Annotated in this window: 12 protein-coding genes; 5 read left to right on the top strand and 7 right to left on the bottom strand. The window is 49.7% G+C overall.

From position 1 onward, the window contains the following. Positions 1 to 128: 128 nt before the first annotated feature. The 3 genes from ACN0YR_RS12480 to ACN0YR_RS12470 all read right to left on the bottom strand — a co-directional run bounded on the left by ACN0YR_RS12480 (position 129) and on the right by ACN0YR_RS12470 (position 4011). Positions 129 to 1355, bottom strand: coding sequence for an FAD-dependent oxidoreductase (locus ACN0YR_RS12480; protein WP_417849558.1), 1227 nt, complete (start codon positions 1353 to 1355; stop codon positions 129 to 131). A 125-nt stretch (positions 1356 to 1480) separates the two neighbouring features. Beyond that, the gene (locus ACN0YR_RS12475) at positions 1481 to 3013 is read right to left on the bottom strand and encodes a cation:proton antiporter (RefSeq protein ID WP_417849557.1); all 1533 of its coding nucleotides are present in this window, start codon (positions 3011 to 3013) and stop codon (positions 1481 to 1483) included. 413 nt (positions 3014 to 3426) lie between these two features. Continuing rightward, the gene (locus ACN0YR_RS12470) at positions 3427 to 4011 is read right to left on the bottom strand and encodes a hypothetical protein (protein ID WP_417849556.1); all 585 of its coding nucleotides are present in this window, start codon (positions 4009 to 4011) and stop codon (positions 3427 to 3429) included. A 957-nt stretch (positions 4012 to 4968) separates the two neighbouring features. Between ACN0YR_RS12470 and ACN0YR_RS12465 the strand changes: the two genes are divergently transcribed. Next, entirely contained in the window at positions 4969 to 5439 is a 471-nt protein-coding gene (locus ACN0YR_RS12465) for a PA2169 family four-helix-bundle protein (RefSeq protein WP_417849555.1), read from the top strand. 162 nt (positions 5440 to 5601) lie between these two features. On the opposite strand, the gene ACN0YR_RS12460 is transcribed toward ACN0YR_RS12465, so the two are convergent. Next, a complete protein-coding gene (locus ACN0YR_RS12460) occupies positions 5602 to 9537 on the bottom strand; it encodes a PAS domain S-box protein (protein ID WP_417849554.1) in 3936 nt (1311 codons plus the stop codon). A 27-nt stretch (positions 9538 to 9564) separates the two neighbouring features. Then, positions 9565 to 11016, bottom strand: a complete 1452-nt coding sequence (locus ACN0YR_RS12455; protein ID WP_417849553.1) for a sigma-54-dependent transcriptional regulator — start codon at positions 11014 to 11016, stop codon at positions 9565 to 9567. 591 nt (positions 11017 to 11607) lie between these two features. Between ACN0YR_RS12455 and ACN0YR_RS12450 the strand changes: the two genes are divergently transcribed. Together ACN0YR_RS12450 and ACN0YR_RS12445 are read left to right on the top strand one after the other, a co-directional pair. Continuing rightward, positions 11608 to 11772 (top strand): DUF1328 domain-containing protein, encoded by a 165-nt coding sequence (locus ACN0YR_RS12450; RefSeq protein WP_145205232.1) that lies wholly within the window; start codon positions 11608 to 11610, stop codon positions 11770 to 11772. Positions 11773 to 12226: 454 nt separating this feature from the next. Then, entirely contained in the window at positions 12227 to 12505 is a 279-nt protein-coding gene (locus tag ACN0YR_RS12445) for a GlsB/YeaQ/YmgE family stress response membrane protein (RefSeq protein WP_417849552.1), read from the top strand. Between the two features lie 25 nt (positions 12506 to 12530). Here ACN0YR_RS12445 and ACN0YR_RS12440 read toward each other — a convergent pair whose 3' ends face one another. Together ACN0YR_RS12440 and ACN0YR_RS12435 are read right to left on the bottom strand one after the other, a co-directional pair. Then, the gene (locus tag ACN0YR_RS12440) at positions 12531 to 13877 is read right to left on the bottom strand and encodes a DUF2254 domain-containing protein (protein WP_417849551.1); all 1347 of its coding nucleotides are present in this window, start codon (positions 13875 to 13877) and stop codon (positions 12531 to 12533) included. 351 nt (positions 13878 to 14228) lie between these two features. Then, entirely contained in the window at positions 14229 to 14897 is a 669-nt protein-coding gene (locus ACN0YR_RS12435) for an exopolysaccharide biosynthesis protein (protein WP_417849550.1), read from the bottom strand. Between the two features lie 357 nt (positions 14898 to 15254). Between ACN0YR_RS12435 and ACN0YR_RS12430 the strand changes: the two genes are divergently transcribed. Together ACN0YR_RS12430 and ACN0YR_RS12425 are read left to right on the top strand one after the other, a co-directional pair. Next, entirely contained in the window at positions 15255 to 15920 is a 666-nt protein-coding gene (locus ACN0YR_RS12430; RefSeq protein ID WP_417849549.1) for a PH domain-containing protein, read from the top strand. Between the two features lie 484 nt (positions 15921 to 16404). Beyond that, complete coding sequence (locus ACN0YR_RS12425) at positions 16405 to 19266, top strand: DUF1553 domain-containing protein (protein ID WP_417849548.1); 2862 nt, start codon at positions 16405 to 16407, stop codon at positions 19264 to 19266. Positions 19267 to 19313 lie beyond the last annotated feature (47 nt).

The raw sequence follows: 19313 nt of genomic DNA, 5'->3' as shown, positions 1-19313 counted from the left end.
GCCCCACACAACCAATAGACTAAATCACCAATCACCTCAAATCTACTGAAAAACTAAAAGAAAGATGCTCTAGAGCAGCTTCTATGCTTGTCGGGTACGTGAAGTTCACGTACTCGAATTGCGAGACCTCAACTTTCCACAATTTTCGTTTGGATCTGTTCCGGTTGAAAGCCCAGACCGATCCATCGTCCAGCGATTCTTCGCAAAAGTGGTGCGAACAGCCAAGCTGCGGTTCGCATCGTCCATGGAATGGAGAACGCCTGATCCGGTCCAGTACTCCTTCCAAAAAGAATGGCATGGGCACGAACCTGGAGTCGTTGTGTTTTTCTAGCTGCGGGTTCTCTTCGGGTTTGAATCGCCTGCAGATTTTCCAATTTGAGGGTGCCATTCCTTAAAGGAGTCACAAGCTGATTGGCTGCGGCGACAGCGTCCTGTATCGCCAGATTGATCCCCACTCCCCCCATGGGTGACATCGCATGCGCCGAATCGCCAAGAAACAGCAACCCATTTTCAAACCACTGCTCCATGTGATTGATCTGCACTGTCAGCAGTTTCACCTGACCCCAGTCTTTCAAACTTAAGGCAACATCTGCAAGCGGCGGACAGACCTTACGAATTGTCTGGCGGAATGCATCGATCCCCTGAGACTTAATCTGATCGAAACAGCCTTTGCGAATTACCATAGCGATCTGCGAGTGAGTTCTGCGGGGAATGGTCACTAGCATGTGCCCATCGCGGAGCCAGCCCAGCGTCTCCCCTTCACCATGTTGAGGTCGATCCATCCTAAACCAGAGTGCATCAATGGGAACTCCGGATTCAACGACCGTGTGACCTGTCACTGCACGAACTGTTGAATTTCGTCCGTCGGCTGCAACAACAAGATTGGCTCTGATTTCGTATTCACGCTTGTCTGACTCGCAGCGGACTCCAACGACTTTGCCCTCTTCCCGGATCACATCAGTGGCTCGAGTACTCATCCTCAAGTCGAAGCAATCGAACTTGCCTGCTTCCTGGCTGAGCAAATTCAGAAAGTCCCACTGGGGCGCGAAGCCGATAAACTTACACTTTGTCTTCAGGTGAGCAAACGTCGGCCCGGCAATTCGTTGACCTTCAAAATTGATCCAAAGCTGTTCCGTTTGAAAGTCAGTGATCGATAGAAACTCTTCCAGCAGGCCAAGCTCATCAAGGAGTTGAAATGTCGACGGGTGAATCGTGTCGCCCCGGAAGTCACGGAGAAAATCTGCATGCTTTTCCAGCACAGTCACGGGCACACCGGAACGAGCGAGGAGATATCCAAGAAAGATCCCGGCTGGGCCACCGCCGACAATGCAGCATGTTGTTTTTCCGGTTGTCATTCTTATCTTTGTAACCGGATCGTTTTAGAAACATCAACCCCACGACCGGGATCACGACCGATCTGAAATCGAAAACGGACCTTACCTCGGGACCTGCAATCCATGCGAGATTCGCTCTGACGATTTCAAGTGAGGCCATTCTCGTCAGCGACTTTTGACTCAGCTCGTCCGAAGCCCCACTTCAATAGCGGCGGAGTGACCATCGTGGTGACCATCACCATGACAACAAGTGCGGAATAGGTACTCTCATCAACAACTCGTTCTGGCCCCAACCGAAGTTGCAATCCAATCGCAGCGAAGATCAGGCCGACTTCTCCACGTGGAATCATTCCGAGCCCCACAACGGTCCTGTTCGCTCCGCGCTCAAGGACTCCCAGTGCACAAGCCTGCTTGCCGAGGATTGCGACAATCGTCAGCACACTCGCCAGACCAATCACCGAGAAGCTTGCGAAGCTACGCAGGTCAACATGCAATCCCATCACCACGAAGAAGATGGGCACCATCAGGTCAATCAGCGGTGAGAGCAACTCGTCGAGAGTTCCCTCATCATGCTTTTCACGAAGTTCGGCATAGTGGACTTCATCCAAAATCAACCCAGCAGCAAACGCTCCGACAATGGTCGCGAGTCCAGCAGCATCGGCGCCCCAGGCAAACCCAAAGCAGATCAACAGGGAGGTAACAACCAGCAGCCCCTTCCCGCGAAGATAGGTTGCAACTGCAAAGAGAGGCCTTGAAACGTACTGTCCCAGAACAATCGCCGCGATCAGAAAGCCCATCGCTTTCATCATGATATACCCTAGTTCCATGAGCCCGAATTGAGATTCGCCCCCCATCATCGCAGCTCCCATTCCAGCGATCATTCCCTGAGCCACCGCCAGAACGACCAGGCCTAAGACATCATCAATCACCGCAGCACCCAGAATGATCTGTGACTCTTTGGTTGTGGAAACGTTCAGATCCTTCAGGACACGAGCCGTGATCCCCACGCTCGTTGCACTCAGCGTTGCTCCCAGAAACATGTGGACGGGCCAATGGTGATTCGGCAGCATGATTGCCCCGCAAATCCACCCTAAGGCTGTTGGCACTATCACACCAATCAACGCCACCAGCAGTGCCGACGAGCCGACGCGCCGCATCTGTCGGATTGAGGATTCCAGCCCGACTTGAAACAAAAGTAAAATCACACCGATTCGAGCCAAGTGATCAACGGTCACTCCGGCTAAGTGTTCATAATCGAGCAGGTCAAAGTTTTGATGATGCGTGTAGTCCACTTTCAGAAAGTCGAGTTGATCAATCCCGATCAGAGATAAATTCCCCAGCACCATTCCGATGACAAGTTCGCCCAGAACAGCAGGTTGTCCCAGGATCTCAAAAACGTGCCCGCCAACTTTCGCCGCCAGAAGAATCACCACAATCCCAAATAACACCGGAGCAATGGGATCAGCGTGCTGCCCTCCATGTTCCTCGCCTTCTTTCTCAAGTCCTTCTTTTTCAAGTCCCTCATCATGAACTTCTGGCGGAGAGCTTTCTGCCACAGGAGTCTGCGTGTCGATTTGAGCAGCAGAGGCAACAGCGTTTTCTCCGTGTGCAAGGAGAGTGCAGCACATCACGAACAAGATTGCCACACGTTGAAAGAGTCTTAATTTCGAAGCAGGCACGTGTTGAACTTTACTTTTAGATCGTCGCGGGGATTGGTTATTTCACAAAATCGGCCAAGTGCGATTGACGTGCCGAGGCAGTCGCTTTGCTGAAATTCACAACAACGCGAGTCATTCAGCATGCTGACATCACCACTTTCAGGAAATTCTGGAGAGCAAACGCCCTGGCTCGTGCAGTGTTTTGCACTAGCGTGCAATCACCTGCATTACGCTCTGCAACTTACTTCGCTTCCGACTGATTCAATGCTCGCCACCGCTCGATCATGTTAACATGAATCCTGTTTTCGCCCACCTGAAGTTCGCTCCCGCTCAATTTTTGAAGTCCCGAAACCAAAAAAAATCGCGAGAGGATGATCATCATCCCCTCGCGACGGTCTAATTCAGTCTCTTAGAAAAGAGTGTCGATCGTAACTCTATTCAGATTTCAATTCGTTGATCTTCTTATGAGAGTTAGCAACCTCGATTTTTTCTTCTTCAAGAGTATCTTTTGCTTGCTTCAATTCTTCAAGTTTCGATTTCACTTCGTCCTGTGCTGCATCAATCGCATCCTTGTCGGCACCCTCTTGAAGCTCTTTCAACTTCGCTTGAGCAGCGTCAAGTTCGACCTTCAATTCATCAACTTTTTGTTGAGCTTGAAGAACGTCTTTCTCCTGAGCCTTCAAATCTTCCTGAGCGGCTGTCAGGTTAGCTCTGCGATCTTTCTCAGCTTCGATTTTTGTTTCGCGAAGATTCTTCTCCGCTGAGTTGATGTCCTCTCGAGCTTCTTTCTTAGTCTCAGCTAAGTTTTCCAAAGCTTCTTGCTCTTCTTCCATTTCTTCCTGGCTGAACTTACGAGTCTCATGAACGTTCTGTTCGGCCTGTGCGATGTCCTGTCTGGCTTCCTGTTTCGTCTCTTCCAGATCTTGGCGTGCTTCCTGGATGTCTCCCGAATCTGTGGTACACCCAACTGCGAGAAGCCCGGCAAGACAAAGAATCAGGTGAGGTTTTGAAAATAACATCTGCATACTCCTTTTGATTGAAAATCTTGAATCATCCAACTGACTGTTGAAGATTGTTCTGATGTTTGATGAAACCGGATTATGCAGGCTTTATGCCAAAGTCATTTTTCTCATCATTTTTTGCAACTTCCTGTCCCACTCCAGTAAGAACGTCAGAGCTATTTCCACAGCTGCTTGCTTTACCGTGTGCCCGTTTAAAAGGCGTTTCGTCAGTAAAATAGCTGTCCGACACGAAGTTGAACGCGAACACTAATTCGGGAAATGCAATATCGAAGTTGTTTCACAGCAAAAAAATCCAAGCGGCGTACGACGTAAGAAATTGATCTCGCACAACTCACACTGATCGAGAACCAGCCAACAAAGAAAGTTTTCACACCAGCGTCGTGCAAACAGACCTTTTAAACAGGAAGGCAATTCCGGAAAGAGTGCAAACCAGACACTGCAAACCAGACACTGCAACATTGAGCTTCAACCGCGAGGTCGCTTCACGCGACCCCTTATCCCTGCGTCCGGTGAAGGTCACGACCTCAGCAAAGTGGAACTCCACCAAAAGGTCTGAGCCTCATTTCATTCGCCCAGTTCAGCCGCACAATTCAGTTACACAGTTCAGCTACAGAATGTTGCCACTTGGTTTTCCACCAGCTGTGATCACTGGTCTGTCAACGCTCGTGAGGCTGATAGATATTCAAACAGGCTGGCAGAGTAGCAATCAACCAGATTGAGAAAGGCTTCTGAAGCTGGTGAGTTCGTCCGCTCAGAAAGTTTTCCAGAAGATTTCATTAGCCTCCAAAAAGTCTCTAAATCTGTGGCAATTCGCTGACAAATGTGTCGTTTTCGTTCGAAGGGTCCCCATCACGAGAGAAGGACATACTAGATTGTCAACCGCTTTGGCACGTTCCTTGCCCTATTAGATTCAATATTCTCAACTCAATCATATTTAATTTTGGAGGAATAGAGATGGCTCTCGAAACAAAAGCTGATTTAAATAAAAACACAATTGAAGGCCTGGAGCAACTCGTTCAAATGAACATTGATAGTGCAGACGGGTTTGATTACGCAGCAAAGAATATCAACTCGGGTGTGCTCAAAGTTGCATTCAAAGAAATTGGTCAGCAACGTCGCGAACAAGCAGACGAGCTGGCAACTTACCTGACCATTAACGACGAGACGGTCAATCGCTCAGGCAGCTACGCTGCAGCACTTCACCGATGCTGGATGAAATGCCGCGAGTTGATGACATCAAACGACGCCCACGCAGTTGTGGCTGAAGCTGAACGTGGTGAAGATCAGATTAAAGAGGCATACGAAGAGATACTCCGACAGACTGCAGGAAGCGCAGTCAACGACATCCTGACTCGCCAGTACGCCAGTGTCAAAGCGACGCATGATCAGATTCGCGACCTGCGTGACTCACTCGCAGACGATTAAAAATCGCGTCGCTGATCATCAAAAATATTGCACGCGGATAGCTTCAGCAGGCTATCCGCGGTTTCCATTGCGCAGTGGAGTCACTCCTTGCTTCACAAAATCTGAACAGGCAGTGAAATCTCAGAATCGCTAATTCTGTGAATCGCTGCGACTTCAAATCTCCTATTGCACGGCCTTTCTGACATCGTCGAGGTCACGTTCGACCTGAGCAATCAAAGTCGGCTCCACCGGCTGACTCACCTTTGCGGCGTTCTCAATCTCCGCTGCCGAAGCAACGAGTTTGAATGCGTCGAAGTTTGATGCAAGTCCTTTCAAGCTGTGTGCTGCCCGGTGCAACTCTGGGAAACTGGAGTTCTCATGGGCAGTCTTAATTTCTTCAAGTAACTGCGGGGAATCTTCTAGAAACGCGGTTTTCATACAGTCTAGAAGCTCCTCGTCGTCTCCCAATCGCTTGAGAGCTGCATCTAAATTCACGATCATTGTTGGTTGAACTTTTTCTCGGACAGGTGATTTTGATTCAACCTGAGCAGGACTACTTTTTTTACTCTTGGAAAACTTTTCAATGAGCCGAATCAGTTTATTAACGTCCAATGGTTTGGAAATATATCCTGACATCCCCGCTTGAAGACAACGCCTGCGATCTTCACGGCGTGCGTGGGCAGTCATCGCGATAATCGGAATGTCATGAAATTCCTTCTGATCACGAATCGCGCGAGTCGCCTGTAGCCCATCCATCACAGGCATCTGAACATCCATTAAGATGATGTCGAAGCTTTGATCATTATTCAGCTTCGTCAACGCTTCTTTACCGTTGTGAGCGATCGTCACCTGATGTCCTCGCCTTTCCAGAATCGCTCTGACCACTTTCTGATTGGCAGGAGTATCTTCCGCAACAAGGACCGAAAGCGCTCGATGTGTAACCGGGGTCAGCTCTTCAAACGATTCACGGGTTAATTGCGGTCCACGCAACGCTGTCATCACGGCATCGAAAACATCTGAGCGAGAGACCGGCTTCTCCAGAAATGTTGAGATCCCAAGCTTCTGGGCATTTTGCTCAACGGCGAGTCGCTCTCCGGGAGAAACCATGAGAATGATCGGCATGTTATTCCCCTGATTCCTCAACTCCTGGACAAGACTCATCCCGTCCGTTTCAGGCATCAGGGAATCGATGATCGCAATCCCGAACATCGATTCAGAGTCCGACGATTTTCGCAATAAATTGATCGCTTCTCCGGCATTCTCAGCAGAGTTCACCCGCATGGAGAAATTATCCAGGAGTTTCGAAAGAATTTCGCGGTTAGCATCATTGTCGTCCACAATGAGCGCCTGTTCTCCTGCTAATTGACGCAAGTCTGGATGATGTTCCGGCTTGTTGGCAAATCGGAAGAGAAGATTGACTTCGAAGGTCGTCCCAACTCCAACTTCACTGGTGACAGAAATTGTCCCACCCATCTTTTCGATGAGTTCATCGCAAATCGCCAGCCCAAGCCCGGACCCGCTTCGGGAACGTGTCATTGAGGAATCGACTTGGGTAAAGGGAGAAAAAATCGTTTCCAAATTTTCGTCTGAAATCCCGATCCCTGTATCCTTGACGATAAATTTCAGCCGAATGAATTCTTCCGTTCGAGATTCATTCGACACCTTCAAAACGATATCGCCGACGTCGGTAAATTTGATCGAATTGCCAACAAGATTGGTGATAATTTGACGAAGACGTCCCGCATCACCTTCAACCCAGACTGGGACATTCGGATCGATGTCAACGATCAATTCGAGGCCCTTCTCGTGAGCACGGAGTGCAAGGGCCTTCAAAGCTAAATCGATTTCCGAATGGATATCGAACGTTTCGGAGATGATCTCAAACTGCCCTGTTTCTAAACGCGAAAAGTCCAACAACTCGTCGAGAAGCAACAACAATGTTTCCGCAGAATCGTGAGCCGTTGCCAGATAGTCTCGCAACGCTGCGGGAAGTTGTTCTTCGAGTGCGACCTGCAGCATCCCTAACACGCCGTTCATGGGCGTACGTAATTCATGGCTGATGTTTGCGAGGAATTCTGTTTTCGTTTGGTTTGCGACTTCCGCAGTTTTGCGAGCGGATTCGAGTTCTGCCTCTCGTTGTTTTCGAACGGTGATGTCTCGCTCAATCGATGCCGTCCCGATAATTTTCCCTTGAGCAATATGAATCGCCGACTCGGTCACCCCGACGTCAATCAGAGTCCCATCTTTGCGTCTCCGGACAGCTTCAATTGGTATGCCGGAATCGTCGTTGTGGATTTCCTGAATTGTCGACTCTGAGTCATCTCCTTGGCAAACAAGCGACGAATACGCCTGACCGATTGCTTCCTCTGCGGAATATCCGTAAAGCTCTTCCGCTGAACGATTCCAGGTTTTGATGATTCCATCGAGTGATTTCCCGACGATGGCGTCACGTGAAGATTCAACAATAGCTGCCAATTCTGCCCGCGTCCGATCATCCGCTTGTTTTTGCGTTGCGTCCTCAAAGACAATAACCGCACCCACAATTTCATCACCGCGACGGATGGGCGAGGACCAATATTCTGCGGGAAAACTTGTGTTGTCTTTCTTCCAAAAAACTTCGTCTTGAATATGGATCGACTTCCCTAACCGGAATGTTTGCAGGATTTTACATTGGTGCCGCGGATACTCACTTCCGTCTGCGAAAGAGTGATGAGTCAACAAATGCATGTCTTGACCATGCACCTGATCCATTGATTCGTACCCCAGAATTTGCATGCATGCACGATTCGCGAAGGTGCATTTTCCTTCGAGGTCAATTCCGTAAATTGCTTCTCCGGAAGCTTCCATAATCAGCCGGAGTTTTTCTTCACGATCATGAAGTTCATAAATCGATTCAGTAAAAGCGGTGATGTCACGTTCAATTGTTGCGGAACCGATCCATCGATTTTCCCGATCACGAATCGGAGTAATCGTCAGCGAAATATCCAGAAGTTCCCCAGCCTTGTTCCTTCGAACGGTCTCGAATGAGGAGAGGCGTTTTTGTGTCGCAACGATGTCCCGAATTTCTTGTTCTTCTTCATTCACTCCATCTGGCAAAATGATGGAAATCGACTTTCCGAGTGCTTCTGCCTCGGAGTATCCGTAGGTCAACTCGGCGCCATGATTCCAGAGTACAATTTTCCCAGCTCGATCCTTTCCGATGACCGCATCAGTCGTTGATTCGACGATCTCAGCCAGGAATGACATCTCTCGATGCCAACGATGTCGTTCAAGCTCATAACTGAGCTTGGAAGCTGACTGCTTGATGAGATCCACAACTTCAGGACTCTGGGCTCGGTCTCCAGAATCGAAGAACTCCAGTACCGCTGAGACACTTCCATCGGTGAGAATCGGAACAGCCACTCCAGAGTTGAAGAACTCGCTGAGGGATGCGTTGTCCCGCACTCTGGGCGAGTTGGTGCTCGTCAGCCAGACTTCTTCATGGCTCTCCCAGGCACGCCCGGGAAGATCTTCCCCTAACAAAAAATGGGTCGCATTCTTCAGATCAGCCGCTTGAGAGGCCACTTCCTGCGTCGCAAACTGCCAGATCTCGGTCGAGACTAAACTTTTCTCGAGTTCATCAACGATCAACCCGTGGCCAACCTCCCAGCCCAGAGTCGTGCAAATCTCCTGCAAAGCATTTTGAAGAGCAATTTGAATCGAGTTTTCTTCTCCGGGAAACGACTCAAGTGCAGGTCGAAAAATAGATTGACGATCGATCTCTTCGGCTTCGCGAACGCAACCTACAAATTGGAAGTTCTCTCCCGATTTGATCGGGACAACATACAGTTCAACGGGAACCGTCGAACCTGATTTCGTTCTCGCAATATGCTTTGTCGTGTTGTTGATGAGTGGCCCATCGCCGGTGGATTGATATGTTTTCAAACCAGACAGATGAGCATCCAGGTCCTCATCACGGATGATGAGGGAAGCGAGGGTCGTCCCGACAGCTTCGTCGGCGCTCCAACCAAACAACTTTTCAGCCTGAGCGGACCACGACAGGACGACACTGTTGACGTCAATCACGATGTAGGCATCTTGAACCTGCTCAAAGAAGAGCGACTGCCAGTTCTCCGCCACGAAATGTCTCCTGATTCTTGTTGCTGGTCACTCTGGATCGACCGAGACCGTCTTGTTCACATTGATTCCGAATGCGGCAATCCGATCTCGAATTTTCCCGCGTGTAATCCCCAGGACTTCAGCAGCTTGAGACTGGTTCCCTTCGGTCTGCTGTAAAACTTGTGCCATGAGGTATCTTTCCATGATTTCCAGAGTTTCAGCATACAAATTCGTCGATCCTGCTTTCAGCCTGCGACTGACGAATCCAGCCAAGTTCATTGAACTCCCGTCGTCAGCCCCATTCCTCGACTCAGTCTCTTCAACTTGAATCCCTCGAATTTCTGGAGGCAGAAAACTCTCTGCAATGACTGTGCCAGTCGAATTTATTACAGCCTGCCGCATCACCGATCGAAGTTCGCGGACGTTTCCGGGCCATTCATAATCCATCAAGGCCTGAAGGGCATCTTCAGAAAGCCCCTGTAACTCAGGATAACCGAGTTCCTGAATCGCTTGAGACAAGAAATATTGAAGCAGATCTTTGATATCTGCTCCTCGTTGACGAAGTGGCGGTAGGGAAATCGTCACTCCATTGAGTCGATACATTAGATCTGAACGAAAGCTCCCTTTCTCAACCATCTCTTCCAGTTGACGGTTTGTAGCGGTCACGATTCGAACGTCTGTCTGGATCGTTTCATTCCCTCCGACTCTCTCGAAACGCTGTTCTTGCAGGAGACGCAGAACTTTTGCCTGAACAACGGGTGCCATATCCCCGATTTCATCGAGAAAAATCGTTCCGCCGTCACACTGTTCGAACTTTCCAATCCGGCGTTGATCCGCTCCGGTGAAAGCACCTTTTTCGTGCCCAAAAAGCTCGCTCTCCAGTAGCGTGTCTGGGAGCGCGGCGCAGTTGACCTCCATAAATGGACGATCAAAGCGGTCGCTGTGCTGATAAATCGCCCGAGCGACTAATTCCTTCCCAGTTCCACTCTCTCCGCGGATGAGAACCGGAATCTTCTGTTTGGCAACACGGCCAATGATTTTGAAAACCTCCAGCATTTTGGGGCTGCGACCTAGAAACGCATCGTCACCGCCAGATTCTGCCGGGTTCACGCCGAGTGCCACAGGCGTGTTCATAAGTTGTCGCGTACGAGCCGCCTGCTCGACCAACTCAGAAAGGATGGTGATGTCGAGAGGTTTTGCGATGTAATCCAATGCCCCCATCTGCATCGCTTCGATCGTCGTTTCACTTCCAGCTTCTCCGGTAATGAAAATGACCGGTAATCGCGAATCCAGCTTTTGGACATTCTGAAATACCGTCAGCCCTGAACCTTCTTTCAGAACCAAATCGAGCAACAACACATCCGGTTTGAACTCACGGATCGCATCGAGACCTTCGGCTTCATTCGCAACCGCGAAGACATGATGCCCACTCTTTTCCAATCCCTTCTCAACGAGAATTCGAACCGATCGATCATCGTCGATAACTAATACACGTGCCATGTTTTTCTCCAAAGATCAGTCTCGGCTGACTGTGAATTATTTTTCAACTCTAACAAAATTTAAACGAAGAATCGTCATCCCGCAGAAGAACAACGAATTAAAAAATTCTGATCGCACTCTACGCACCGTTCTCTATGCACCGATATGGTCTTCCTGTTTTTTCACGAGCTAGTCAGGCAATGTGAAAGCGAGTTGAAAGCTCTCAAGAAACGGATTCTATGACTGCGTACCTCTCTGTATGAGTAATGAAGTTAAAGCCCCGGAGCAGTTCCTGGAACAGTTTGCTCCGCCATGTGCCCGTGATGCCTCATGTCGATCTGTCTCCAAGAAACATTCTCATGGGTGTTTTAGAGTTTGAGCGTCGAACATCAAGCAGACATCGACAGAATTGCTGGTCTTGTAATGGACAGTTCGATAGATCAGCGACCGATCGCATTTTCGGGCTGCTCGACTCGCTCACCCCGTAAATACCCATAAACTGTTTCTCGCAAACATCTTACAGACCAATCATGCATAACTTACCGGAATTGGCACGGAGTGTGCCTTAGCCTCTTTCAACAAAAATCAAACTCCTTTTGAAAGGGAAAAATCATGTTAGGATGGGCACTCACATTTCTGGTCATTGCGTTACTTGCTGGTCTGTTTGGATTCGGCCTGGTCGGTGGTATGGCGTACGGAGCGGCTAAGATTTGCTTCTTTGTCTTCCTGGTTCTCGCTGTCATCTCACTGCTCAGCGGTCGCCGCGTAAACGTTTAGAGCCATTTTGAAAATGATGGATGCGTTGATGCCTCGTGGCGAACAGCAATTTTATAGATGAAATGCGTTCTTCACGAGCACACGTTAGAGCAAGTAGAGCAAACTGCTCTGGTGCTCACCTGAAGCACTGAGACAACCTCTCGGCGAATGCCTGATTCGCTCTCACAAGAATTGAATCAGGTGATCGAAATATCGAGTGAATTTGTACGACCTCAATAGCCCGACAGGACCTATGGGAATCGCAGAATTCCTCAATTCAGCAAAAAGAGTCATCGAACTTTCGATGGCTCTTTTTTGCGTTCACGATCGTGTCACTCCAAACACATGAGGACTGAGAGACTATTCAGCCACTTCTCGCATGAAGGGCTTCCGTAGTCTTTGAGAGTACGAACTCAGTTTTTCAAGACAGCTCACGACGTGAAACAAAATTGAAACCACGCGAGGCGAAACTGCCATGACTTTTGTTGAAATACTCCTCCTTTTGTTGATCGCCGGAATCTGCGGAAGTATTGGTCAAGCCATTGTCGGTCGATCGAAGGTCGGCTGCCTGGGGTCCATTGCGCTCGGATTTGTTGGAGCGATGCTGGGGCGCTGGCTGGCGATGAAATTGGGACTCCCGGAACAGTTCTCAATTCAGATTGATTCGCACTCTTTTCCAGTCGTCTGGTCAATTGTCGGTGCGTCGCTGTTTGTCGCAGTGATCTGCCTCATCTCCGGACCGCAAAAGAGATAGTGGCGCCCCGCAGCTTCAACGATTCTCAAACGATCTTCTCAAGGCAATGTTTAGCCTCTTCGGTGATCGCGAAGATCTGTTTTTTCTCGTCGTCTATCGTGAGGTTTTGCTCAGCCAGACTATCGATGATCTTCAGGTGACGACGAATGGCTTCTGCATCTGCTTTGCGCTGAACGAAATACGAGAGCATCTGCAAGCTTTTCGAGAGTTGCTCCAAAATCAAGAAAGAATCTGCTCCATAAAAACGTATCTCGCGAAAACAGTCGTCAAGCAGCTGCGAGAAGGTCGGAGTTTGGACAATCACACGAACCTTGCCTTCTTCATTTCTGCGATGTGAATCAGGAAACTTTCGACCTGCGACGCTGCTCAAAGCTGATGCCAGGCTGTTAATACAAGCCACAGCTGTGTGGGGATCATTGATCCCGGGCGAGAGTGCTCGGATGGCAACTTCGACCAATTCTTTAATGACGCACCCTGTATCTTGCCTTGGGGTTCGCCGCACTCCGGTTAAGAAGGTCTCTCTCACTTTTGATTGAAACTCTTCCTCAACTTCGTCTTTTCCGTCTTTGGCGACATCAAGAAGTGGTGCGCCGTGAAAGATGTAATCGCCGGGTTTGGCTCTAACATAGAAAACAGTGTCGAGCTGATCTGCCAGCTCGATCAGGCGATCACCGTCAATTCCTTGAACATATCCGATCGAATCCGCCTGAATAAGGAGCGTAGAATCTGGCTTCTCCTGGTTTGGGTCACTATCGCCGGAAGCACTGTCGTCTGCATCGCTGTCGTCCGAGTCGTCGCCGAGAGATTCCGGAAAGAGACGCTCGATCGCATCATCCAGTTCATAAGAGACTGCCCGGATAACGGACTCGGCCTGAATTGAACTTGCCGTGTAATGAATAAAATAGACAAAGAAGAGTAAACTCATTAACCCCAGGCACAAACCAACGAAGACGGAAAGGTGCGGAACAAAGAAATTCCCCTCCTCGATTTCCCGAATCGTCCGCAGGACAGACATGCAGTACAAACTTGTCCCCACAAAGACTGCGAGAGTCAGTTGCGTCACATTCTGATTCAGGAATGAACGCAGCAAGCGTGGACCATACTGACTGGATGTTTGAGCCAGCGTGAGCATCGTCATGGAAAACACGACACCTGTCACTGTAATCAATGCTCCAGCGAGCGAACTGAGCGTCAATCGTGCTGCAGAACTGGTTGTTATCAGCCAAGCTGGCGGGCTCAACTTTTCATAGCTCAGTTGATAGTCAATTTGAAGCGTAATGACCGAAAGCAGTAAGGCTCCCAGCACACCCAGCCCAGGTATAAACCACAGGCTTCCCCGAAGCGTGTCCCATCTCTGTAACCACCATGCCATTGCGTTTGACCGATCTTCATTGTTGAGGCGTGTCTCGAAGTCTCCCGCAGGCTTGTTGATCTGCTCATCAAACGTCGCTGGATGTCAATACTGCCGATATTCTGTTGCGCAGGCTCTCTTGCTTGATTCAATCTACAATCCAAGAGCGAAGAGTATAGCAAATTCAACTGTTCTGATGACTGATACTGCCTTATTTTGAGGGAATCCAGAAACGATCCGGATTCGAAAAACAAAGCACAGACAAAGCACACACAGCAGTCTCAAATTGAGTTGCAACTTCCTGCCCCGTGGCAAGCAGTTCATGAAGTCATGAAAGCGAGCTTCACGGGGACGACCAGCACTGAAAATGCGTTAAAACGGCCAAAGAGCGACCATGCCGTAGGCAGCCCCGCATGCTGCGATCAGGCCGAGTGTTACCAAATAGCCGTCTCGCATCGTAATCCCGAGAGCAAAGAAGGTCATTGCCGTTCCGGGGAGTAGAACACCAAATGGGACGACGGCCAACGGGTAGTAAGTCAACGATAACAGGATCATGACTACAGCGACGATGTAATGCATCGGACCAGCCGTCATGACCCCCCAGCGTTTACAAACCCAATGGTCAATCCATTTTATCCAAGGAGTCATTTTCTCGATTGTCTTGTCGAAACGTTCTCGGCTGAAGCTGATCGTCTCGAGGCGACTCGGTATCCAGGGATGGCCCGATCGAAAGATCATTTGGACAGCGATCACGAAAATCAAGCTCCCTGTCACGATCGACATGCCCGGAATCGTGCCGAGCGGAGAAATCGAAATCAACGCAGGAATGAGCAGCAACGGTCCGAACCCCCGACTTTCGAATGAGTCGAGTAGTTCTCCAATGTTCACCTCATCCCCATCCATTTTCTCCTTCGACTCATCAACGAGCGATTCCAGGCTCTCTCCACAATTTGAGCCCGACTCTTCGGAATCACTGCTCGAAGATGCCTCATCTGCAGGTTCACAACTCCCCTGCTGAAATGTCAAATATGAAGAACTCATGGTGGCTGATCTCAATAAAACGGAAGCGAAGTCATCTAAAACTCTTCATTGCAACCAGCATGCCATCGCGAAATTTTCAACCGCCCCGGTCTGGCAGCAGACTCTCTTGAACTGAAGTTTTGGCACAAATCCTGCTTTATTCGTACTTAGACAGAAATGAGTACTGTCGAAGCAATCAATTGATTGTTTAAAGACCACTCAGGATGAAAAGAGACCAGTCCACTTTTGCTTCTCCGCCTTTCTGTGATTCAGATTGATTCGATGACACATCACCTGAAACAGTGATCGAAATCACTATCAATCTCAGAGATTCCAGAAGTGTTGTTAGCGTTTTTTGTTAAAGAAAGTACCGTCACGATGGAACCCAAGACAGAAGCGATCTCTCAATTGACCTACCGCTGCCCAGCGTGTGATGCCTCGATTGATATTGTCACGACTCTCGTCGGAGAGACGGTCGAATGTCCTCACTGCTCAACCCCATTCCTGGCAGAGGAACCGTCAGCCAAGCCGATGATGGAGAAAGACCCTCAGGCGATGCATGTTGACGCAGAGTATACAATCACCCGTCCGTCAGATGATGAGTCGACGTTGGTTGAACTGCATCCAGCAATGTTTCGCCGGCATCCTTTCCTCTATCTGGCATTAGTCGGACTCGCCATAGCATCAGCCATCTTCGGGGTCATGGCATCCATCGATCAAAATTGGACACTGGCTGCAATCTGTTTGGGAGTTCTCGTCCTGTCTGCCGGATACTTGATCTATTGGTATGTGGAAATCATCGCGACGACTCTGCAAGTCACCAATAAGCGAACCACACTACGGAAGGGAATTCTTTCTAAATCGACCACCGAAGTTCAGCACGATGATGTCCGAAACCTGCAAGTCCATCAGAATGTCATTCAGCGAATACTGGGGATCGGAGACATTGCGATCTCCAGCTCAGGACAGGATGATTTGGAACTGTTCGTCAAAGCCATACCCGCTCCTGAAGAAGTCGCTGAACTCGTTCGCCGGTTGCAGTAAAGTTTTTTAGAGCAGCTTGCTCAACCATGTGCCCATGAAGAACGCTTTCACGGCTTCGTAGACTCCTTGCCAACAGGCAGAACGCAAAGACTGGAACAAGTCGGGAAACTTGTGGAATGGTCGCTTTTCTCGGTGTTCAAGAGAGCGAACTCAGGTTTTAGAATCATTTAGAAATCTGGATTTGCTCTGTAGTATTTCCTGAAATGATGTACGCCCTCTCTCTTGTGGTGTACAGTATCCTCCCTGATGAAAAACGTTCTTCACAGACACGAGACACACGAACGTGTTCTAATAAGACGTCTGAAATCGCTGTCATTCACTGAGATGACAGACCATTGATTGTCGTTTTGTTAAAGTGAAGAGATGAAGAGTGGTGATTTTCAATGGGGATCAAACCGAAGATTCGGACTTGGTCTTTCAAGCATTGAGAAAATCCTTCATCACAAAGATTTCCGGACAGGGACTTCTTCAATCGGATTATTTCATGAACTTTCGTGCATTCATTCTATCTGTTTGCTGCCCCTTTCTGGCGGTCTCCACATTGCTTGCGGAAGAGGTCGATTACACTCGCGATGTCCGACCAATCCTCTCTGGACGCTGCTTCAAATGTCACGGTCCAGACCCTGAAACCCGTGAAGCAGGATTGCGACTTGATGAAGCGATTGCCTCACGTGCTGAACTCGACAGCGGAGAGCGTGCGGTTGTCCCGGGAAACATCGAAGCGAGTCAACTTCTCACCCGCATCACAACCAGCGATGAGTCGCTGCGCATGCCCCCTGCGGATCAAGGGCCAGCACTGACTCAGCAGGAAATTGAAACACTGAAGAGATGGGTTCAATCAGGAGCCAGGTACGACAAGCACTGGTCGTTCGTCGCTCCGAAACTTCCGGAAGTGCCCGATGCCAGCAATCCAGACTGGTGCCGCAACGACATTGATCGTTTCATCCTCAAGAAGCTCGACAGCCAGAAACTCAAACCCTCTCCCGAAGCGGACCGGCCAACACTCATTCGACGTCTCTCGCTGGATCTCACCGGGCTGCCTCCATCACCGGAAGAGATTGAACAGTTCATCAACGACGCATCACCACAAGCCTACGAACGCCTGGTCGACAGGTTGCTGGCGTCACCCGCCTATGGAGAACGTCTGGCTCGAATCTGGTTGGATCTGGCCCGCTATGCAGACTCAGCTGGATACGCAGACGATCCGCCGCGCGTCATCTGGAAATACCGAGACTGGGTCATCGATGCAATCAATGCGGATATGCCGATCGACCAATTCACGATTGAACAACTCGCTGGCGATTTACTCCCAAGTCCGACAGAGGAGCAATTGATCGCAACAGCGTTTCACCGGAACACCATGACCAACAGCGAAGGCGGAACTGATGATGAAGAGTTCCGCAGCGCAGCCGTCGTAGATCGAGTCAACACGACGATGCAGGTTTGGATGGGCCTCACGATGGCATGTGCCCAGTGTCATACTCACAAATATGACCCGATTACTCATGAAGAATATTTCAATGTGTACGCGATTCTGAATCAAACTGAAGATGCGGACAATCGTGACGAGTCTCCCCTGCTGAATCTTTGGACTCCAGAACTTGAAGAGCAGAAGGCCAGCTTGCAAGCGAAAATCGACGGCCTGAAAGCTGATCTCGAAAAGCTGCAACAAGATTCTGTAAAAGAGGAACCCGCCGTAAAACTCGCAGATGGTCCGATCCAGGCCCGGTTTGTGCGAATAGAACTTCCCGGGAAAACTGAGTTTCTATCTCTGGCAGAGGTGCAAGTCTTTTCAGCAAATGAGCAGGTCGCAGCAGGCAAGAAAGCGACTCAAAGCAGCACAGGCTACAACGGGACAGCCAACCTTGCGGTCGATGGAAACACCGACGGAGATTTTTTCGAAGCGAAATCGACGACGCATACCAATCGAGATGCATCACCCTGGTGGGAAGTCGACTTGGGAGCGACGTATCAGATTGACCGAATCTCTGTCTGGAACCGAAGTGACAGCCCGAACATCGGAAGCCGCCTGAATGACTTTCGAGTCGTTTTGCTTGACGAAAAGAGAACCCCCACGTGGGCGAAGTCCAGGCTGAAGGCAAATAAACAGGAAACGGAAGTTCACGTTCCCGATTCAACTCAGAAAATCGCTGATGATGAGCGTGCTGCCATTGCAGAGTATCTCGGGGCGAACAGTCCCGAGATTGAAAAGCTTAAAAAACAAATCACGGCAACCGAGACGCAATTGAAAAACATCAAGCCTGTGACGGTTCCCATCATGCGCGCACTCCTCGAGGAAAAACACCGAAAAACTCATATCCATGTGCGTGGTAACTTTCTCGACCTGGGACCAGAGGTCTCAGCCGGTCTCCTCAAGGAATTCCATCGAAGTGAAAGTCCCAACCCGGACCGCCTCGATTTCGCAAAGTGGCTGATCGATCCTCAGAACCCGCTCTCAGCCCGTGTTTTTGCAAATCGATACTGGGAAATCCTGTTCGGAATCGGTCTCGTGGAGACCAGCGAAGACTTCGGAATGCAGGGAGACTACCCAAGTCATCCAGAGTTACTGGATTGGCTGGCAATTCAATTAAAGAACAACGGTTGGAGCCGGAAACAGTTCCTGAAGCTGATTGTGATGTCTGCCACTTATCGACAAAGCTCGACAGTCGACGCTGAACTCGTAGCGAGAGACCCGAAGAATCGGCTATTGGCTCGAGGCCCCCGTTTCCGACTCTCCGCCGAGATGATTCGGGATCAGGCACTCTCAATCTCCGGTTTGCTCAGCAGGAAAATGCACGGCCCCTCCGTCAATCCTCCTCGCCCCAAGTTAGGGCTACGGGCAGCCTTTGGTGGCTCCACCGATTGGGAAACCAGCAAAGGCGAAGACAAGTTCCGCCGCGGAATCTACACCACCTGGAGACGATCGCTTCCGTATCCTTCCATGGATGCTTTCGACGCCCCCAGCCGCGAAGTCTGCACGGTCCGGCGAATTCGGACAAACACTCCGCTGCAGGCACTTGTGACCCTGAACGACCCGGTCTATATCGAAGCCGCACAAGCACTCGCGGGACGAATTTTGAGTGAAGCAGGAGCGACGCAGGATGAGCAACTCACCTACGGGTTCCTGCTTTGCACCGCTCGCCAGCCAACTGAGCAAGAACTCAATGTCCTCAGATCGACGTTCGAATCCCTCAGAGAAAAATACACCAACGAAATTGAGTCAGCTCAGAAACTCAAAGTGATCGGAAGTCAGGAAACCGAGAAAACACCAGTTGAAATCCAGGCCAGCTGGACAGTTCTGTCGAACGTGTTGCTCAACCTTGATGAAACCTTAACTCGCCGCTGACGCCACCAGCTCCGCTATTCGGAGTGACTTCACTTGAACAACTGATT

The sequence above is a fragment of the Thalassoglobus sp. genome, assembly GCF_048270125.1.
GTDB lineage: Bacteria > Planctomycetota > Planctomycetia > Planctomycetales > Planctomycetaceae > Thalassoglobus.
The sequence above is the reverse complement of the archived record's forward strand: the minus strand, read 5'-3'. Positions and strand labels throughout refer to the sequence as shown.